The 17,890-nt window shown below is 73.5% G+C and carries 16 protein-coding genes and 1 tRNA gene; 6 read left to right on the forward strand and 11 right to left on the reverse strand.

Going from position 1 to position 17,890, the window contains the following annotated elements; genetic code table 11:
• Positions 1–5: 5 nt before the first annotated feature.
• Both MILUP08_RS28285 and MILUP08_RS28290 read right to left on the reverse strand, forming a co-directional pair.
• Positions 6–575 (reverse strand): GNAT family N-acetyltransferase, encoded by a 570-nt coding sequence (locus MILUP08_RS28285; RefSeq protein WP_007464236.1) that lies wholly within the window; start codon positions 573–575, stop codon positions 6–8.
• Entirely contained in the window at positions 572–1,978 is a 1,407-nt protein-coding gene (locus MILUP08_RS28290) for a cobyrinic acid a,c-diamide synthase CobB (protein ID WP_007464237.1), read from the reverse strand. The genes MILUP08_RS28285 and MILUP08_RS28290 overlap by 4 nt, the downstream gene beginning before the upstream one ends.
• A gap of 172 nt (positions 1,979–2,150) precedes the next feature.
• Between MILUP08_RS28290 and MILUP08_RS28295 the strand changes: the two genes are divergently transcribed.
• A complete protein-coding gene (locus MILUP08_RS28295) occupies positions 2,151–2,972 on the forward strand; it encodes an SURF1 family cytochrome oxidase biogenesis protein (RefSeq protein ID WP_007464238.1) in 822 nt (273 codons plus the stop codon).
• Positions 2,973–3,015: 43 nt separating this feature from the next.
• Here MILUP08_RS28295 and MILUP08_RS28300 read toward each other — a convergent pair whose 3' ends face one another.
• From MILUP08_RS28300 to MILUP08_RS28320, 5 genes are all read right to left on the reverse strand, one after another.
• Positions 3,016–4,608, reverse strand: a complete 1,593-nt coding sequence (locus MILUP08_RS28300) for an ATP-dependent DNA ligase (protein WP_007464239.1) — start codon at positions 4,606–4,608, stop codon at positions 3,016–3,018.
• Positions 4,609–4,696: 88 nt separating this feature from the next.
• Positions 4,697–4,903, reverse strand: coding sequence for a hypothetical protein (locus tag MILUP08_RS28305; protein ID WP_007464240.1), 207 nt, complete (start codon positions 4,901–4,903; stop codon positions 4,697–4,699).
• A gap of 66 nt (positions 4,904–4,969) precedes the next feature.
• Complete coding sequence (locus tag MILUP08_RS28310; protein WP_193376648.1) at positions 4,970–6,313, reverse strand: dipeptidase; 1,344 nt, start codon at positions 6,311–6,313, stop codon at positions 4,970–4,972.
• Positions 6,314–6,349: 36 nt separating this feature from the next.
• Positions 6,350–7,495, reverse strand: a complete 1,146-nt coding sequence (locus MILUP08_RS28315) for a M48 family metallopeptidase (RefSeq protein ID WP_007464242.1) — start codon at positions 7,493–7,495, stop codon at positions 6,350–6,352.
• 68 nt (positions 7,496–7,563) lie between these two features.
• Positions 7,564–8,226, reverse strand: a complete 663-nt coding sequence (locus MILUP08_RS28320; protein WP_007464243.1) for a uridine kinase family protein — start codon at positions 8,224–8,226, stop codon at positions 7,564–7,566.
• Positions 8,227–8,616: 390 nt separating this feature from the next.
• On the opposite strand from MILUP08_RS28320, the gene MILUP08_RS28325 reads away from it, so the two are divergent.
• A complete protein-coding gene (locus tag MILUP08_RS28325) occupies positions 8,617–9,018 on the forward strand; it encodes a rhodanese-like domain-containing protein (RefSeq protein ID WP_039908933.1) in 402 nt (133 codons plus the stop codon).
• 77 nt (positions 9,019–9,095) lie between these two features.
• Here MILUP08_RS28325 and MILUP08_RS28330 read toward each other — a convergent pair whose 3' ends face one another.
• The 3 genes from MILUP08_RS28330 to MILUP08_RS28340 all read right to left on the reverse strand — a co-directional run bounded on the left by MILUP08_RS28330 (position 9,096) and on the right by MILUP08_RS28340 (position 12,767).
• Complete coding sequence (locus tag MILUP08_RS28330; protein ID WP_007464245.1) at positions 9,096–10,637, reverse strand: cobyric acid synthase; 1,542 nt, start codon at positions 10,635–10,637, stop codon at positions 9,096–9,098.
• Positions 10,634–11,872: a cobalamin biosynthesis protein gene (locus MILUP08_RS28335; RefSeq protein WP_007464246.1), complete on the reverse strand. Its 1,239-nt coding sequence runs from the start codon at positions 11,870–11,872 to the stop codon at positions 10,634–10,636. The genes MILUP08_RS28330 and MILUP08_RS28335 overlap by 4 nt, the downstream gene beginning before the upstream one ends.
• A gap of 103 nt (positions 11,873–11,975) precedes the next feature.
• The gene (locus tag MILUP08_RS28340) at positions 11,976–12,767 is read right to left on the reverse strand and encodes a single-stranded DNA-binding protein (protein WP_007464247.1); all 792 of its coding nucleotides are present in this window, start codon (positions 12,765–12,767) and stop codon (positions 11,976–11,978) included.
• Positions 12,768–13,071: 304 nt separating this feature from the next.
• Between MILUP08_RS28340 and MILUP08_RS28345 the strand changes: the two genes are divergently transcribed.
• Positions 13,072–13,488, forward strand: a complete 417-nt coding sequence (locus tag MILUP08_RS28345) for an HPF/RaiA family ribosome-associated protein (RefSeq protein WP_007464249.1) — start codon at positions 13,072–13,074, stop codon at positions 13,486–13,488.
• A 154-nt stretch (positions 13,489–13,642) separates the two neighbouring features.
• Entirely contained in the window at positions 13,643–14,740 is a 1,098-nt protein-coding gene (locus MILUP08_RS28350) for an alpha/beta hydrolase (RefSeq protein WP_083915933.1), read from the forward strand.
• 146 nt (positions 14,741–14,886) lie between these two features.
• On the opposite strand, the gene MILUP08_RS28355 is transcribed toward MILUP08_RS28350, so the two are convergent.
• Entirely contained in the window at positions 14,887–15,582 is a 696-nt protein-coding gene (locus MILUP08_RS28355) for a hypothetical protein (RefSeq protein ID WP_007464252.1), read from the reverse strand.
• Between the two features lie 158 nt (positions 15,583–15,740).
• Between MILUP08_RS28355 and MILUP08_RS28360 the strand changes: the two genes are divergently transcribed.
• Both MILUP08_RS28360 and MILUP08_RS34055 read left to right on the forward strand, forming a co-directional pair.
• Positions 15,741–15,813: transfer RNA gene (locus tag MILUP08_RS28360), tRNA-Arg, on the forward strand.
• 1,112 nt (positions 15,814–16,925) lie between these two features.
• A complete protein-coding gene (locus tag MILUP08_RS34055; protein ID WP_144057033.1) occupies positions 16,926–17,867 on the forward strand; it encodes a hypothetical protein in 942 nt (313 codons plus the stop codon).
• Positions 17,868–17,890 lie beyond the last annotated feature (23 nt).

Genomic DNA, 17,890 nt, shown 5'->3' on the forward strand with positions numbered 1-17,890 from the left:
GCGGATCAACGCAGATCCGCCGCCACGAACGACCAGAGTTCGAGGTCGACCCGGCCACCGCCGACGAAACCGGCGTTGCGGAGCAGCCCCTCGTAGCTGAAGCCGGCCTTCTCGGCGACCCGGCGCGACGCCAGGTTGCCGGGGGCCACCCGCAGCTCGACCCGCTGGAAGCCGTGCTCCAGGATCAGCGCGATGGCCACCGCGTCCACCGCCTCGGCGGCCAGGCCGAAGCCCCGCGCGTGGGGTGCCATCGCGTAGGAGACCTCGGTGAGCCGGGCGCCCCAGTCGGTGCGCCGCGTCCAGAGGGAGCCGACCACCTGGTCGTCCTCCCGGCGGACCACCGCGTAGTGGTCGCCCTCGCCGCTGTCGCGCCGCTGCCGGGCCAGATCCGTGCACCAGGCGTGCCCGTCGATCGGCCCGGAGTCGTCGGCCAGCGGCAGCCACCGCCGGGTCAGCTTGTCGGCGAAGATCTCCCCGGCCGCCGACGCGTCCGCGGCCGTCAGCCGACGCACCTCCGTACGCGGGGTGGAGACGGTCAACGCCGGAAACCGGCGGACCGCCAACTCACCGATCACGCGGGCACCACGGGAGGCTGCGCGGGCGCCGCCTCGGCAGCAGCGGGCTCGCTTACCGCCGCCGCCACCACCCGGGCGGCGGTCGCCGCGTGCCCCGCCCAGTGCAGGGTGAGCTGCGAGGCGTGCACGTTGCGCCACACGAACCCCTCCGGTGTGCCGCCGTCCCAGCTCCACGCCGGCCGCTGACCGGCGCGCGGGGTGAGCACCGCCCGGTGCTCCTTGTGCCCGACGACCACCGTGTCGCGCGCGGCGACCACGCTGTCGGTCTGGGCGGTCGCCTCCCGGTAGCCCACCACGAGGCCGTCGCGACTCACGCCCACCGCGTCCAGCACACCGCACATCGGCAGCCCGTCCAGCTCCCGGGCCAGCCACAGCAGGCCGGCGCCCTCGGCGACCACCGGCCGGCCGGTGCGGGCCAGCTCGGCCACCGCGATGCACAGCCGGCGGTTGGCCGACAACTGCTCGGCGTACGACTCGGGCAGCGCGCCCCCGACGACAAGCGCGCGGGTGCCGACCGGCAGCGCCTCGTCGCGCAGCGGATCGACGGTGACCACCTCGGCGCCGGCGGCGGTCAGCAGCTCGGCGGTCTCCGGGTGGCTGAAGCTGCCGCCCGGCCCACCGGCAAGCGCCACAAGCGGGCGCTGCGCCGGGACGACAAGCTCGCCGAGCGCCTCCTGCGGCGACCAGGCCGCCGCCGGCAGGGGCGGAGCCGAACGGGCCAGCCCGAGCAACCGCTCCAGATCGACGGTGGCGGCGACGGCCTCGCCCAGCCGGCGCACCGCACGGACCGCGTCGGCCGAGGCGTCGACCACCGGCGCCACCCCGTGTCGGCGGGACGGCAGCACGGCCGGCAGGTCCTGGCGACGCAGCGCGCCGTAGACGGGCACGCCCACGTCGTCAAGTGCCTCGCGCAGCATCGCCTCGTGCCGCGACGACGCCACCCGGTTGAGGATCACCCCGCCCAGCCACAACTGCTCGTCGTACGAGCGGAAACCGTGCACGAGGGCGGCCACCGACTGCCCCATCGCGGCCACGTCGACCACCAGCACCACCGGACTGCGCAGCGCGGTGGCCGCGGCGGCCGTGGACTCCTGCTCCGGGCGGCCACCGACGGAGTCGTACAGGCCCATGCTGCCCTGCACGACGGCGAGCGCGGCCCCCGCGGCGCCGTGTGCGACGAGCGGGGCGAGCCGGTCGACGCCGACCAGCCGGGGATCGATCACCCGACCGGGCCGACCGGCGGCGAGACCGAGGTACGCGGCGTCGACGTGGTCCGGGCCGAGCTTGAACCCGGCGACGTCGACACCCCGCTCGGCGAGGGCGGCGAGCAGCCCGATCGCCAGCGCGTTCTTTCCGTGCCCGGAGGACGGTGCGCTGAGCACCAGGCGCGGCACGACGGTCACATCGACTCCTCGCTGGCGGCGGCGGGAACGCGACGGCCGACCGGGGGGGTCGATCCGTCGGCGTGACGATACCCGCCCGGCCCGGCGCGCGAGCACCGCCAACCGGGGCCGCGCGCACCGTCCCGGCCCGGTCGCGGTGAGTGGCCCCGGTCATACGGGTAGCCTCGGTCCCGTGTACCGGTTCCTGCTGAGCCCACGCTGGTTGGGCGCCCTCGCGCTGACCCTGGTCGCCGCCGCCGTCATGGTGTGGCTGGGCAACTGGCAGCTGGACCGCTACCGAGGCCGTACCGAGATCAACGAGCGGATCGACGCGGGCGAGCGGATGGCCCCGGCGCCCCTGGCCGACGCGTTCCGCGCGCCCACCGGCGGCCCCGGGACCGCAGGCCCGGCCCCCGCGAAGGACAGGGTCTGGACCCGGGTCACCGCCACCGGCAGGTACGACCCGTCGAACACCGTCCTGGTCCGTGGTCGGACTGTCGACAGCCGGGTCGGCTTCGAGGTGCTCACCCCGCTGGTGCTCGCCGACGGCAGCGCGCTGCTGGTGGACCGGGGCTGGATCCCGCCCGCGCCGGGCGGGGCGACCGCCCAGCCGTCGGTGCCCACCCCGCCGGGCGGCGACGTGACTGTCAACGGCCGGGTGCACGAGACCGAGAGCGGCGCCGGCACGGTGGACCGCCGCGACGGCCGGCTGGAGACGCGGCGGATCGCCGTGTCGCGCCTGGCCCGCGAGCTGCCCTACCCGGTCTACGGCGGCTACCTGCTGCTGGACGAGCAGACCCCGCCCGCCGACGCGGTGTTCAATGCCGTGCCGGTCGGGCACACCAACAACTGGCAGAACTTCGGCTACGTCGTGCAGTGGTGGCTGTTCGCCGCGATGGCGCTCTTCGGCTACGGCTGGGTGGCCCGCCGCGAGGCACGCCGGGCCGCCGGGCTCGACAAGGCGACGGCCCCGCTGGACCGGGCGGCCGAGCCGACGCCGAGCGCGTCCGCCTGACCGGGCGGCCGGCCCGGCGCGACGCCCGGGCCGCTGCGGCCCGTCAGCCGCTCAGCCGGCCGGCGTGGATGGCGCGGACCGCGTCGATGGTGTCCGCCTCGGCGGCGGACTTGTCGTCGCGGTAACGCACCACGCGGGCGAACCGCAGCGCCATTCCACCCGGATAGCGGGTGCTCGTCTGCACCCCGTCGAAGGCGATCTCCACCACCTGCTCCGGACGGACCCGGACCACCCAGTCGCCGCGCTCCACGGCGAGGTCGAGGAAACGCTCGGTCTGCCACCGCAGCAGTTCGTCGGTGAGCCCCTTGAACGTCTTTCCGAGCATGACGAAGTCGCCGGTGCGCGGGTCACGGGCGCCCAGATGCAGGTTGGACAGCCAGCCCTTGCGCCGGCCGCTGCCCCACTCGACGGCGAGCACCACCAGGTCGAGGGTGTGCCGTGGTTTGACCTTGACCCAGGCGGCGCCGCGCCGGCCGGCGTCGTAGGGGGCGTCCGGCGCCTTGACCACCACGCCCTCCTGCCCGGCGTCGAGCGCGGCGGCGAACGCCGCGCCGGCCTGCTCCGGGCCGTCGACCTCCATCCGCCCGACCAGCAACGACGAATCGACCGCGCCGGCCAGCGCGGCCCACCGCTCCCGGCCGGGCAGATCGATCAGATCCTGGCCGTCGAGGTGCAGCAGGTCGAAAAAGTATGGAGTGAGCACTGTCGCGCCGGTGCTGGCGGCAGCGGCGAGCACCGCCGGGGCGACAGGTGTCCGGCCGGTGGTGCTCGGTGTGGTGCGCCGGGCGGCCCGGCTGGAGGTCTGCTGGAACGGCAGCGGGCGACCGGTCTCGTCCAGGCCGATGGCCTCGCCGTCGAGCACCAGCTCCCGGCCGGGCAGGGCGCGGACCGCCGCGACCACCTCGGGCACCCGGGTGGTGATCTCGTCGAGGCTGCGGGTGAACACGGCGATGTCGGCGCCGGAGCGGTGCACCTGGATGCGGATGCCGTCGAGCTTCACGTCGACCACCGCGGGCGTGCCGGTCGCGGCGAGCGCCTCGTCGACCGAGGGTGCGCTCTGCGCGAGCATCGGCGCCAGCGGCCGGCCGACCTGGAGGCCGAAGCCGGCCAACTCGGCGGCCCCTCCGGCCAGCGCCGCCACCGCCACGGCACGCAGGTCACCGGCGAGCAGCAGAGCCCGGCGAACCGTCGCCACCGGCACCTCCGCGGCCCGGGCCACCGCGTCGGCGAGCAGCCCGGCCTGGGCGCCCTGCCGCAGCTCGCCACCGAACAGGCCGGTGAGCAGGCGCTGCTCGTCGACAGTCGCCGCCGCGTAGAGGGCGCCGAGCAGAGCCCGGCGGCGGGCCTGCGACCCGGCGCCCTGCACGGCGGCGATCTGCTCGATGGCGGCGTCGACGGCGGCCACGGTAAGCGTCGGCTCGGCGGCCGGTGGCGGCAGGTCACGCAGACTCGCGTAGCCCACGCCGGTCTGCCGCTGACGCAGCTCACCGGCGAGATAGCCGGCGCCGGGCTCCACCTCGGCCGGGTCGAGCCGGCGCAGCGCGTCGGCGAGCAGCTCCACCTTGGCCCGCCGGCCACTGGTGGCGCCCACGGCGGCGGAGGTGGCCGCCAGGTCGATGAACCGCACGAAGCCCATCCTGCCAGCCACCTCCGACACCGCCCGGGCATTGCCGTGCCCGGGCGGTGTCGGCGCGGTGCCGCAGCCCACGAGGGGGCGGCGGGAATCAGGCGGAGACGGGCTCCTCTATGCGCAACCCTCGGGCGCGAACCTCGCCCGCGACCCGGGAGAGCACCGAGTCGAGGGCGACCAGGGCGGCGGACAGCTCACCGAGCTGGTCGTTGAGCGTGTCCTCGGACCACGCGGAGACGTCGACGTCCCCCAGTGCGCTGACGGCGGCCCCCAACCGGGCCATCACCTCGTTCGTACTCATGTTCGAAAGGCTATAACAACCAGTCCGCCGACACGCCGAAAACCCCTGATCAGGGTCGAAAGATGTCTAGACCCCCGCCGCGGCGACATTGCCCAGCAACAGCGCCTCGGCGAGGCAGACCCGGGCGAACTCGCCGAGGTGCAGGCTCTCGTTCGGACCGTGCGCGCGGGCGTGCGGGTCCTCCACGCCGGTCACCAGGATCGCCGCCTGCGGGAACATCTCCTGGAAGGTGGCGATGAACGGGATCGAACCGCCGATGCCGACGTCCACCGGGTCGGTGCCGTCCCAGGCCGCCCGGAACGCCGAACGGGCGGCGTCGAACATCGGCCCGGACGCGTCGATCACGCACGGATTGCCGTCGTGCTCCAGGCTGACGGTCACCTGGGCGCCCCACGGGGCGTGCTTCTCCAGGTGCGCGCGCACCGCCGCGTACGCCCGCTTGGGGTCGTCGCCCGGGGCGAGGCGGATGCTGAGCTTCGCCTTCGCGGCCGGCACCAGGGCGTTCGGGGCCTCGCCGGTGGGCGGCGCGTCGATGCCGAGCACCGCCACCGCGGGCTTGGTCCAGAGCCGGTCGGTGATCCGGCCGGTGCCGATGAACTGGACGCCCTCGGCCAGCCCGGCCTCGGCGCGGATCCGGTCCTCGGGGTAGTCGACGGTGGCGCCCTCCCGAGCGACCAGCCCCTCCACCGCCACGGAACCGGCGTCGTCGTGCAGGGTCGCCAGCAGGCGGACCAGTGCGGTGAGCGCGTCCGGCACGGCGCCACCGAACATGCCGCTGTGCACCGCGTGGTCAAGCGTGCGCACCTCGACGAAACAGTTGACGACGCCGCGCAGCGAGGTGGTCAGCGCCGGTACGCCGATGTCCCAGTTGCCGGAGTCGGCGATCACGATGACGTCCGAGGTGATCTCGTCGCGGTGGTCGATCAGCAGTTGCTCAAGCGAGTCGGAGCCGTACTCCTCCTCGCCCTCGATGAACAGCACCACACCGACCGGCAGCGCGTCCCCGTACGCGCGCAGCGCCGCGACGTGCGCCATGATGCCGGCCTTGTCGTCGGCCGCGCCCCGGGCGTACAGGCGGCCGTCGCGCTCCACCGGCTCGAACGGGTCGGACTCCCACAGCGACCGGTCGCCGACCGGCTGCACGTCGTGGTGGGCGTAGAGCAGCACGGTGGGCGCACCGGGCGGGGCGGCCCGACGGCCGATCACCGCGGGCTGCCCGCCGGAGCGCACGATGTCGACGTCCAGGCCGCAGCCGCGCAGCAGTTCGGCGACCGCCTCGGCGGAACGCTCCACGTGTGAGTGGTCGAAGCCCTCGAAGGCGATGCCGGGGATGCGGACGAGACGTTCCAGGTCGGCGCGTACGCCGGGCATCTCCCGCTCGACGGCGGCCCGCACCTCGGACTCGGACATGATCGGTGAGGTCATGACCGGAATCGTATGCCGGCCTTACCCGGGCGTGCCGGCCGAGCCCGTACCGTCACCGCCGCCCGCCGGGCCGGAACCCGTCCGCGCGCCCGGGGCGGCCCGGCCGGCGCGGTGGGCGCGGCCGGCGGCCTCGGTGGCGGCGTCCATCCAGGAGCGGGCCCGGCCGGCCGTGCCGCCCACCCACTCGCCGACGTCGCTGGCCCCGTCGCCGAGGCGGCGCAGCAACCCGACAAGCGGGTCGGTGGAGCTGTTGAACTCCTCCCGGTACGACTCGGCGGCGGCCTTGATCTCCTCGGAGACGCTCGTCGAGCCGTCGTCGTCGCGGCGCGGATAGTCCCCGGCCAGCACCCGCCCGTACGCCCCGGAGTCGATCCACTGCCGCAGCTGCGCGGCCCGCGCCACAGGCGTCGGGTGGGTGCTCCACGCCGTCATCCGGACCTTGTGCAGACTGTCGCGCAGGTCGCCGCCGCCGGCGTACTCGGCGGCCTGCTCCAGGAACGCGGTCGTGTCGATCTGCGACAGGTCACCGCCGCCCGCGAGCTTCATGAGCAGCCGCAGCGCGGCGGCCGGGTCCTGGCCGGCGAGCAGGCCGGCCCGGTCGGCGGACAGCTCGGCCTTGCGCCACCACTCCAGCATCGCCGCGATGATCGCCCGCAGCGCGAGCGCCCCCACCGGCAACCAGCTCAGGTTGGCCGCCCACCGGGTGAGGATCATGAGCATCGTCTTGTAGACCGCGTGCCCGCTGCCCACGTGCCCCAACTCGTGGCCGAGCAGGCAGCGCAGCTCGTCCTCGTCGAGCTGCTGCACGCACGCGGAGTTCAGCACGATGAACTGCCGGTCCAGACCGACGGCCTCGGCACCCAGCCAGGGCGACTGCGTCACGTACAGCTCGGGCAGCTCCGCCACGTCGAGCGCCGCCGCGGCCTCGGTGTAGCGCTGCCACACCGCCGGATACTGCCGGTGATCGACGCGGATGCCGGACGCCAGCACGGACAGCCGGAAACCCCGCTCGTTCCACATGCCGAAGAACGCCCGCACCACGTCGTCGAAACCACGCAGCTCACGCAGCGCGACCAGGGCGCCCCGGTCGGCCGGATGCTCCCAGGCCCGCGAGCTGATGCCCGTGAGGGTGATGCGGCGCCGCGCCGGCGCGTCCGCTGCCGTCATGATGGGTCCCCCGTTCGCCGTGACTCCTCGCATCGTGCCGCAGCGGTAGGCCGGCGTCCATGCCCCGGTCAGCGGACCCGCGCGTAGTACCGGGACACGTCGAGCGGCAGCGTCGGCGCGCCGTCGACCACCAGGTCGGCCCGCGCGGCGGTGTCGTCGGCGGCGAAGTGCGCCCGCTCCCCGGCATGCCAGCGGCGCAGCTCGGGCAGGATCTCCGGCCCGTCCCGCTCGACCGCACGGGCCAGCCGCAGCGGCGCCGGCGCGGTGACGAAGACGGCGAGGGTCAGCTCCGGCCGGACGACGGCACGGGCCGCGCTGACCCCCTCCACGATCAGCACCGGCGGCACCGGCAACGGCACCGGGCGGGGCAGGAAGCACCGCCGCACCCAGCTGTAGCGCCGGTAGGCCCCCGGCTGTCCTCGGCGCAGCGGCGTCAGCACCCCGGCGTCCAGACGAGGCCAGAAGGTGAGCTGGTCGTCCCAGCCGTCGAGCAGGTCGTCGGTGTGCACCACCGGCGGACGCCCACCGGGCAGCGCCGCCAGGGCGTCCGCGAGGTGCGCGGCGAACCGGCTCTTGCCCGCGCCGCTCGGCCCGTCGATCGCGACCAGCCGGGTCCGCCCCAACCGCGCCGGGGCCGCGAGCACCCGACGTGCCAACTCGGTGTACGCCTCGACGACCACCACCGGCGGCCCCTGCGCGCCGGATCGCCCGGTCGGCCCGCCGCCGTCCATCCCCTCGTCCCCGCCCCCGTGTCCGCCCTGGTCCCTGCCCCCGGCCCGCGCCGTCGAGCTCGCGCCGCTGCGGGCGTTCTTAAGTAAGCCCCCTGGTGACGATGCCGTGCACGACCGAAGTATGCCCCGCCCACGCCCCACTGGCGGACGGTCACCGCCCAGATCAACTCGGCTTCCGTGATCCCGGGGTGTCCTCGCCGGCGGGACACCCCGACATCATGAAACCCGAGTCGATCACGCCGGTTGCGGCGGGATGACACGTCCGGCTGACGCCCCGGGTCGGCCATTCTCACGTCCGGGGGAATTGGGGCGGTGACGGGTGACGGGCGGCCCGTTCGGCGCGCGGGCCGATGACCGAGTCGGCATGATCGGGTGGTGCTCCGAGACGTGATGAGCCCCGGCATTGACGCCCTGCTCGAACAGGCCCGCGCCGGGCTGCACCGATTGACTCCACAGCAGACCGTCGAGGCGGTCCGCGGTGGCGCTCTGCTGGTCGACACCCGTACCGACACCCAGCGCCGCGAACAGGGCGACCTGCCCGGGGCGGTCGTCATCGACCGCACGGTGCTGGAGTGGCGGCTCGATCCGGCCAGCGCCTGGCGCATCCCGGAGGCCACCGCCTACGACCGGGAGATCGTGGTGGTGTGCCGCCAGGGCTACAGCTCCAGCCTGGCCGCCGCCAGCCTGCAGACGCTCGGCCTGCGTCGGGCCACCGACATGATCGGCGGCGTCGACGCGTGGCTGGCCGCCGGCCTGCCCACCACGGACCGCCCCGCCGACATCCGGCCCTGAACCGCCCTGCTCCGCGTCGGCCGCGCCCCGCCGCTGGAGATCGCGCTGGAACCGCAGCTCGCCGCCCCGGGTCGGGCTCAGGCCGGCGGGGCACCCGGCGGGATGAAGGGGAGGCCCGGGGGTGCGCCGCTCTCGATGAGGCGCCAGAGGGCATCGGTGTCCAGGTGCTCCTCGACGAGGTCGCCGAGCAGGTCGAGCGAGCCTTCCCGGGCGGCGGCGAAGCTGGTGGCCGGCGCGACCCGGAACCCGGTGCGCCCCGCCAGCCGGGCCGCCTCGGTGAGGAACCAGCGGCGGAACCCGTCGGACTCGAACGCCCCGTGCCAGTGCGTGCCGTGCACCGCACCGAGCACCGCGCCCTCACCGCTGCCGTCGGCCCCGGTCAGCAGCGGGGTCAGGGCCGGGTCGGTCTGCGAGACGTACCCGTGGTGGATCTCGTAGCCGCGGACCGCCACGTCGCCCGGACCGGTGCCGACCGACTGCCGGACGGTCTTGCGGGGGTCGAAGGTGACCTCGATGGGCAGCAGGCCGAGCCCGGGCACGCTGCCCTGTCGACTCTCGACCGGGTCGTGGATGGCCCGCCCGAGCATCTGGAAGCCGCCGCAGAGGCCGAGCAGCGGCTTGCCGGCTGCCACGTGTCTGGTCACCGCGGCGGCGAGGCCGGTCTCGCGGAGCCAGGTGAGGTCCGCGACTGTCGACTTCGAGCCGGGCAGGACGATCAGGTCGGCGGCGGCCAGTTCGGCCGGTTCGACGGTGAGGCGTACGCGCACGCCCGGCTCGGTGGCGAGGGCCTCCACGTCGGTGGCGTTGCTGATGCGGGGTAGCCGGACGACTGCCACGTCCAACCAGTCGGTGCCGTGCGGAGCGGCGGGGCGGCCGAGCACCCGGCCGTAGGCGAGCGAGTCCTCCGCGTCGAGCCAGAGGTCGAGCGACCAGGGCAGCACCCCATACGTGGGACGGCCGGTCACGTGACGCAGCATGTCCAGCCCGGGCTGGAGCAGGCCGAGGTCGCCGCGGAACTTGTTGATCACGAAGCCGGCGATGAGCGCCTGGTCGGCCGGATCGAGCAGGGCCACCGTGCCGAACATCGAGGCGAACACGCCGCCCCGGTCGATGTCGCCGACCACGATGGCGGGCAGGTTGGCGTGCCGCGCGAGCCCCATGTTCACGTAGTCCCCGGCCCGCAGGTTGATCTCCGCCGGACTTCCGGCGCCCTCGCAGATCACCACGTCGTACGCCGCCCGCAACTCGGCCAGCGCCGCGTACGCGGTCTCGGCGAGCCGGGGCCGCAACTGTCGGAAGGTGCCGGCGGTGATCGTGTCGACCGCCGTACCGAGGAGAACCACCTGGCTGGCCAGGTCGCTACCGGGCTTGAGCAGCACCGGGTTGAAGCGCAGGTCCGGGGCGAGCCCACAGGCGGCGGCCTGCATGGCCTGGGCGCGGCCGATCTCACCGCCGCGTCCGTCCGGCCCGACCACGACAGCCGAGTTGTTCGACATGTTCTGCGCCTTGAACGGCGCCACCTTCACGCCCTGCCGGTGCAGCCACCGGCAGATGCCGGCGGTGAGCACGCTCTTGCCGGCGTCGGACGTGGTGCCGGCGACCAGCAGCCCACCGCTCATCGCCCGCTCACCCGCCCCGCCGCGCCACGAACCAGGCCATGCCCCGACCCGGCCCCGCCGGGCAACAGGCCGCCTCCCCGCCCGGCCGTCCGCAAGCCACCCCCGGCCTTGGCCTGGCCGGACAGCAGGCCGCCGACAAACCCGGCCCGGCCGGACAGCAACCCGCTCCCGGGCCTGGGGCCGACGGCCCGAAAGCTGCGGCGGGCGACGGCGCCGGCCAGGCGGCCCACGGTCACCGGGTACGCGGCCGCCAAGCCGAGTGCGGCCAGCCCGACAGCGCCGGAGATGCGGGCCGCCCGCTTGAGGTGTCGCGCCTCGGGACGGGGGCCGTCGCCCAGGAACGGGCGGACCTCGGAGCGCCCGAAGTACATGTTGCGGCCACCGAGGCGGACGCCGAGCGCGCCGGCCATCGCCGCTTCGCACTGCCCGGCGTTGGGGCTCGGGTGATCGTTGCGGTCCCGTCGCCACACCCGCCAGGCGCGCTCCCGGTCGCCGTTCGCGACAGGCGCGACGGCGATGGTGAGGAGCCCGGTCAGCCGGGACGGCACCAGGTTGAGCAGGTCGTCCAGCCGGGCGGCCGGGGTGCCGAACCGCGCGTAGCGCTCCGATCGGTGCCCGACCATCGCGTCCAGGGTGTTGGCGGCGCGATAGCCCAGCAGACCGGGCAGGCCGGCGACCGCACCCCAGAGCAGCGGCGCGACCACCGCGTCGGAGGTGTTCTCCGCGACCGACTCGACTGTCGCTCGGGCCAACTCCGACTCGTCCAGGGTCGAGGGGTCCCGCCCGCAGAGGTTGCCGAGCCGCAGTCGGGCGGCGGGCAGGTCACCGTCACGAAGCGTTCGACCCATGACGGCTGCCTCGCGTCGGAGCGTACGACCGCCCAGCACGGTCCAGGTGCCGGCGGCGACGAGCACCGCGCGGCTCACCGGCCGGCGCCGGGTTGCCGCTGCGGCGACCGCCCCGAGCACCACGGGCCCACCGACGGCCAGCACCGTGAACACCGCGCCGGCCGTCCGGTCCGGCCGGTGCAGGCGACGCTCCAGAGCGCCCGCCACCTGGCCGAACCCGGCTACCGGATGCCACCGTTGAGGGTCGCCGAACAGCCTGTCCAGCGCGTAACCGGCCAGCAGGCCCACCGCGTTCGCCACCGGTGCTGTCCGTCGCACGCGTACCACCCCCCGGCCGGCCAGCCTAGACGAGCAGCCGGTGCGCCGGCCGCGACCGCCGTGTTCCATCGACCTCACCTCCGCCTGTTCCCGTCACGCGGGGTGACGACGCCCGTCGCGTCGCCACCCCGCCCCCGTCGTGCCGCCCGTGCCGGCCGGCCGGGCCGAGCTGTCACGCCGGCTGCGCGACCCGCCCCCGGCCGCGCCGGCCCCGACCGGACGGCGGAGCCTCCGGCCGGCCCTCGTCGGGCACCGGCCCCAACTCGTCGTCGGGGTCGTCCTCCGGGTCGGAGTCGTCCGTGCTCACCGCGAGGGTCAGCTCGTCGTCGAGGGCCGCGCGACCGTCCCCGCCGCCGGCGGAGAAGCCGTCGTCGAGGGAGACGTGGTCGAGCGGGCCGTGGTCGAGCGGGCCGTGGTCGAGCGGGCCGTGGTCCAGCGGGCTGGTACGCAGTGAGCCGTACTCCGGCAGCTCGAAATCGTCGTCGAGCGGTCGGTCGTCGAGCAGCACCGGCGCCTGGTCGTCGGGCACCGGTTCGGTGGGTTCGCCGTGCACGTGGCTCTCGGTGGCCGCGTCCTCGACGATGCTGGTGGTCGTGGTCGGCCGGTTGCGCAGGAAGCGGGCCCGCCCCCGGGACAGGTCGTGGCCGACGGCGACCGCCTCCAGCTCGTAGAGGGTGCGGTGGTTGCCGGCGTCGTCGGTCCAGTCGCGGGTGTAGAGCCGGCCGCAGACCACCACCGGGTCGCCGACCATCACCGAGGCGGCCACGCCCTCGGCGAGCTTTCGCCAGCAGTTGACGCGGACGCGCAGGGAGTTGCCGTCGACCCACCGGCCGCTGTCGCGGTCGAGCCGGCGGGCGGTGGAGGCGACCTTGAAGTTGGCCACCAGGGTGTTGCTCTGGGTCGTACGCCGCCACTCGGGCGCCGTCAGAATATTGCCGACAATCGTGACGTACGTGTCGAACATCGTCCCTCCAGGGGGTCAAGGTCTGCCAGCGCGAGTCGACTCGACACCGAGCATCGACACTGACTGCGCCCACCGCGAGCGCCCATCTCCCACCTGTGGATGACGAGGCCACCTGTGGACAACGCCCTGATCACACCCCCGCTGTGGTACGGCCGATTCACCTGTCCGGGCGCCGACGGTTCCGGAGCCGTCCGAACTGGGTATGGATTTGATCAACGCACCACCGACAAGCTCCACGTCGACGAGAGGTCAGCGCCATGATGATCACTACTTCCGGCTCCGCAACCGCTACCGAGGTGCGGCGATGAGCGCCGTGGCGAACCCGGCGACCGTGGCTGAGTGCCTGCGGGTGGGCGCGGGGTTCTCCCAGGGCGACCGCAACTGGATCGCGGAGCAGTTCGCCACCCTCGACGCCCGGCTGGCCGGCTTCCACGCCGACGCCACCGAGCTGGAGGTCTCGGTGAAGGACCGGGAGGCCCGGGGTCAGAAGGTCACCCTGGAGTGCTGGATCGCCGGCCGGCAGAAGATCGTCACCACCTCCGCCGAGGAGGACCTACACGCCGCCCTCAACGACGTCCGCGACGACCTGCGCAGGCGGCTCAACGACGCCAAGACCCGGCAGGAGCCGCGGCACAACAAGCACCTGCGGGACGTCCCCCAGCCGCAGGGCGAGGTCGACGAGTCCGAGGACCCGGCCCGCGCCGACGCGGAAACGGCGTAACCCACGCCCCGCCTCCGCGATCTTGCACTTTCCGCCCCGACACAAGGCGCCACCAGCCGCGATTCGGGAGCCGAAAGTGCAGGATCGCGGGGGCAGGCGGGCGGGCGTCGACCAGGGCTACCGCCGGGTAGGTCGGCGGCGTAGCGTCGCGTTCGTGGAACCGGACGTGTTGGGGCCGCCGTACGAGCGGCAGACGATCGACCTGGGCACCGACGACGAAGGCCCCGTCGTCGCGACACTGGTCCGGCGGCGGGCCGAGCGCCCCACCGGGCGCGCTGTGCTCTACGTGCACGGCTTCGTCGACTACTTCTTCCAGACCCACCTGGCCGACTTCTTCGCCGAGCGTGGCTGGGACTTCTACGCGCTCGACCTGCGCAAGTACGGCCGCAGCCTGCTCGCGCACCAGACGCCGAACTTCTGCCGCGACATCAGCGACTACTTCCCCGAGCTGGACGCCGCCGCCGAGATCATCCGCTCCGACGACGGGCACGACACCCTGCTGGCGATGGGCCACTCCACCGGCGGCCTGATCCTCTCGCTCTGGGCGGACGCCCGCCGCGACGCCGGCACCGTCGACGGTCTGGTCCTCAACAGCCCCTTCTTCGACCTCAACGCCCCCTGGGCGATCCGTCGACCCCTCGCGGCCGCCGTCTCCCGGCTGGGCCGCAGGGCGCCGCACCGCATCCTGCCGTTCGGCCTGGGCACGGTGTACGGCGAGAGCCTGCACGCCGACCACCGCGGCGAGTGGACCTATGACCTGGCGTGGAAGCCGCTGGCCGGGTTCCCGGTGCGGGCCGGCTGGCTGAACGCGATCCGCACCGGTCAACGCCGGCTGCGCGCCGGCCTGGACATTCCGGTGCCGGTGCTGCTGGCCTGCTCGACCCGCTCCTTCCGGGGCACGAAATGGCACGACAACGCGACAGTCGCCGACGCCGTGCTGGACGTCGAGCACATGGTCCGCTACGCGCCCCGCCTCGGCCGGCACGTCACACTGGCCCGCTTCGACGGCGGGCTGCACGACCTGACGCTCTCCGGTCCCGCCGTACGCAAGAAGGTCTTCGACGAGGTCGGCCGGTGGGCCGAGGCGTTCCTGGCCGCCGGCCCGACCGCCCCGGCCGACCCCGCGACGACCGAGGCGAACCCGATCAGCACCGCCCCCACGGACCCCGTCCCGACCGGCGACGGCCCCCGGGTGCCGGGCAGCCGGCAGCCGACGGCCGATCGCGCCGAGGTGACGCCCGTCGGCGACTGACACCCGCCGAGTCCTGCCCCGAGCCGAGACGGCGGCCGTCCCCGACCGACGCGCGCAGCGCCCGCCCTCAGCTCAGGCGAGCGGGCTGGCCGCAGATCGCCGACGCGTCCGACCGGGCCGGCGGGACCAAGCGGCGCTGTCCCGACTCAGGTGTCGCCTGGCGTGGCCGGGAGGACGGCCCGGATCCGGTCGAAGGTCGCGACCGGGTGACCGTCGACGCCGGGCAGCACCAGGCCCAGGCAGTACAGCGCCACCTCCCCGGCAGCGTCGGGCTGCACGACGAAGACGGGTGCCCCGACGTACCCCGCCGGCAGTTCGCTGGTGATCCGCACGTCGTCCCCGTCGCGGACCACGCGCTCGATCCCCACCTCCAGGGGGCGCGAGTCGTCCTCGCGTACCCCATGGGCCAGCACGAAAGCGGAACTGCCCTCGGCGCCGAGGGCCGCGACGGCCTCGGGCCCGGCGGCGATCGTGGCCGGGACCGGCTGCACGCGCCACCGCCAGCCGCCGTCGCCGGCGTAGCGGTGCAGGCCGGCGGTCGGCAGCACCGCGACCCCGTCGCCGGGGAACCGGGCCCAGCCGGGCACGATCTCGCTCTCCGCGACGGCGTCCGGCGCGACGCCGGCCGGCTCGGTGACGCTCGACCGTAGGCCCAGCTCACCGCCCGGAGCACCGACCAGGTCGGCCGCCGTCAGCAGCGCCTCCCCCACCGGGTCGTCGCCGTCCTGGAAGAAGAAGGCGGTGCCGTAGGCGTCGGCGGTGCGGTACGGCAGGATGGCACGGCCGACGACCTGGCACAGCTCGTAGGCGACGCCGCTCTCGGCGTCGGGGTCCAGCAACACCAGCCGAGGGTACGGGCCGCGGCGTGGTCGACCTGCGGGAACCCGGATGCCGGTCACCCGACCTTCGTGAGACCCTGCTCGACGACGCGGACGGGGGCACCCTTTACCCCGGCGTGCCCGGGGTCGGCGGTACCCTTCTGGCGCGACATCCACGCCGCGCGCCCGTAGCTCAGCGGATAGAGCAGGGGACTTCTAATCCCAAGGTCGTAGGTTCGAACCCTACCGGGCGCACAGGTACTCCCTCGATCTGGCCGGCTCGCGTGGGCTATTCGTGGTGCGAGCTCGCTACGGTGGCGTCGAGGCAGTCTCGAACGGACGCACCAAGCGCCAGCGCGGCGAGATCGAATGCTCCCCAGCGGGTCACTTCAGGTGAGGGTCTATCGCCGGCGTCGACCCAATCAGCGGCAAGCGGCACTACCTCGGCGATCGTCTTCTAAGTCTCCAGAGCGGCCATCGCGGCTGAGCTGTGAAGCGGGGCCGGAGCCGGCTGACGCAACCCTCCTGCTAGGACTAGGCCGACTCGGCAACTCGCCGCTGGGTGGGCATGATGATTCCATGCGCTTGCTAGTGCTTGGTGGGACATGGTTCGTGGGACATGCGATCGTCACGGCCGCCGAAAGTGCCGGCTGGGTGACCACCTTCAACCGAGGCACCTCTAATCCCTTCCCGGCGGCCGTTTTCCTTTGAGGGGTGATCGGACCCAACCGGAAGACCTGGCACGCCTCGCTGCCGCCGGCCCTTGGGACGCAGTGGTCGACACCTCGGGCTACGTGCCGAGCAATACTCTCGCGGTGACACACGCGCTCGCGCCGGTAGCTACCCGCTACGTCTTCATGTCAACGCTTAGCGTGTACCACGACTGGCCGGTGAAGCCGCTCAGCGAGCAATCCGAGGTGCTCTACTGTCCGCCAGACGCTGGCCCGGACTACGGAACTCGGCCGGCTGCTCACCGGACAGGCCTGACGCTGGCGCGGCGATCACGTCCTACGCACCAGCCGCAACGAGCGCGGCGACCGGGCCGTGTTCTGGGTCGAACGCCACCAGGCTGAAACCCGCTGAACCAGCTCCGCATCTCCGCAACGCCGCACCAACCCTCCACCACCAGGGGAAACACCCTGCGGAGATCAGACCATCAGGAACCATCGATCTCCGCATCTCCGCAACCTGCTTCGGGGATGAACCCCGATTGCGGAGATGACCCCTCACCAGCACTCCGCATCTCCGCAAGCATCTGCCCAGCTCACAGCCATGTTTGCGGAGTTGCGGAGGTGGTTCAGCCCTTCCCGACCAGGAGGCGACCGGAGCAGCCCGTCGCACGCCTGTGCCAGAGTGCCCCTGTGCGAATGACCGACGATCGCGGCCAAGTGCTCGATGCTGAATTCTCCGTAGAATCCGATGGCGATCACGTCGCTGTGATCCTCGAAAGCATGAGCGGCCGCGCCACGGGCAGAGCAGCTAGGAACACTGACTATCGGGCCGCGCTAGAACTGATCTTGCAGCGTCTCAAGGACCGCCGAGCTGTCATCGAGACAGCAATCGTCGACTCCCAGCGCACCCAGCTACTTCCTGAGTCGAGCCGTAGCCTGATCAGTGAGCCCGTTCGCTTGGTCGATGTTCCCGAACCTCACGGGCTCCGACGAAAGCTGACCAACGCCCAAACCACGATCGGGCAAGCGTCCACCGCCCGGCGCCCCGGCAACAGCACCAAGCGGATTCGGCTCCGTCTCAGCGTCCCCGGCTACGACTCCTCTAGCTCGGCTCGGCTGGCGGTCGATCTCGCCGCAGGATCGTTGACCACGGCAGCCAGCGGGCCCGATAGCCTCCCAGCCGACCCGGACGAGTTGCGGAAGGCGATCAAGGACTTCCCAGGCGATCCCGACGGCCGTCGCCTCGCCGCATACCGACGAGAGCAAGCCCAGCTCAAGCGACGCCTCCGTGACATCGGCGGAGCGGCGTGCGCGCTCTGCGGTCGTGAACTGCCACCACAGTTCCTCGTCGCCGCCCACATCAAGAAGCGCTCCGAGTGCACAGAAGCCGAGAAGCTCGACTACGACAACGTGGCAATGCTCGCCTGCATCCTCGGGTGCGACAGCCTCTACGAACACGGCTTCGTCACGGTCCAACCCGGGGGCGTTATCGAGGTCAGCCCACAGGTAGCGCTCTCCCCCGCGGTCGCAGCTCACTGTCGCACCGTGTTGACCAGGGAGACGACCGACTGGTGGTCCCCCAGCCGAGAGCCCTACTTCGCCTGGCACAGGGGCCACACCTTCCGGCGCTCTGCGTAGCCAACACTGAGCGGTCCTCCGTC

It is taken from the genome of Micromonospora lupini str. Lupac 08 (assembly GCF_000297395.2).
GTDB lineage: Bacteria > Actinomycetota > Actinomycetes > Mycobacteriales > Micromonosporaceae > Micromonospora > Micromonospora lupini.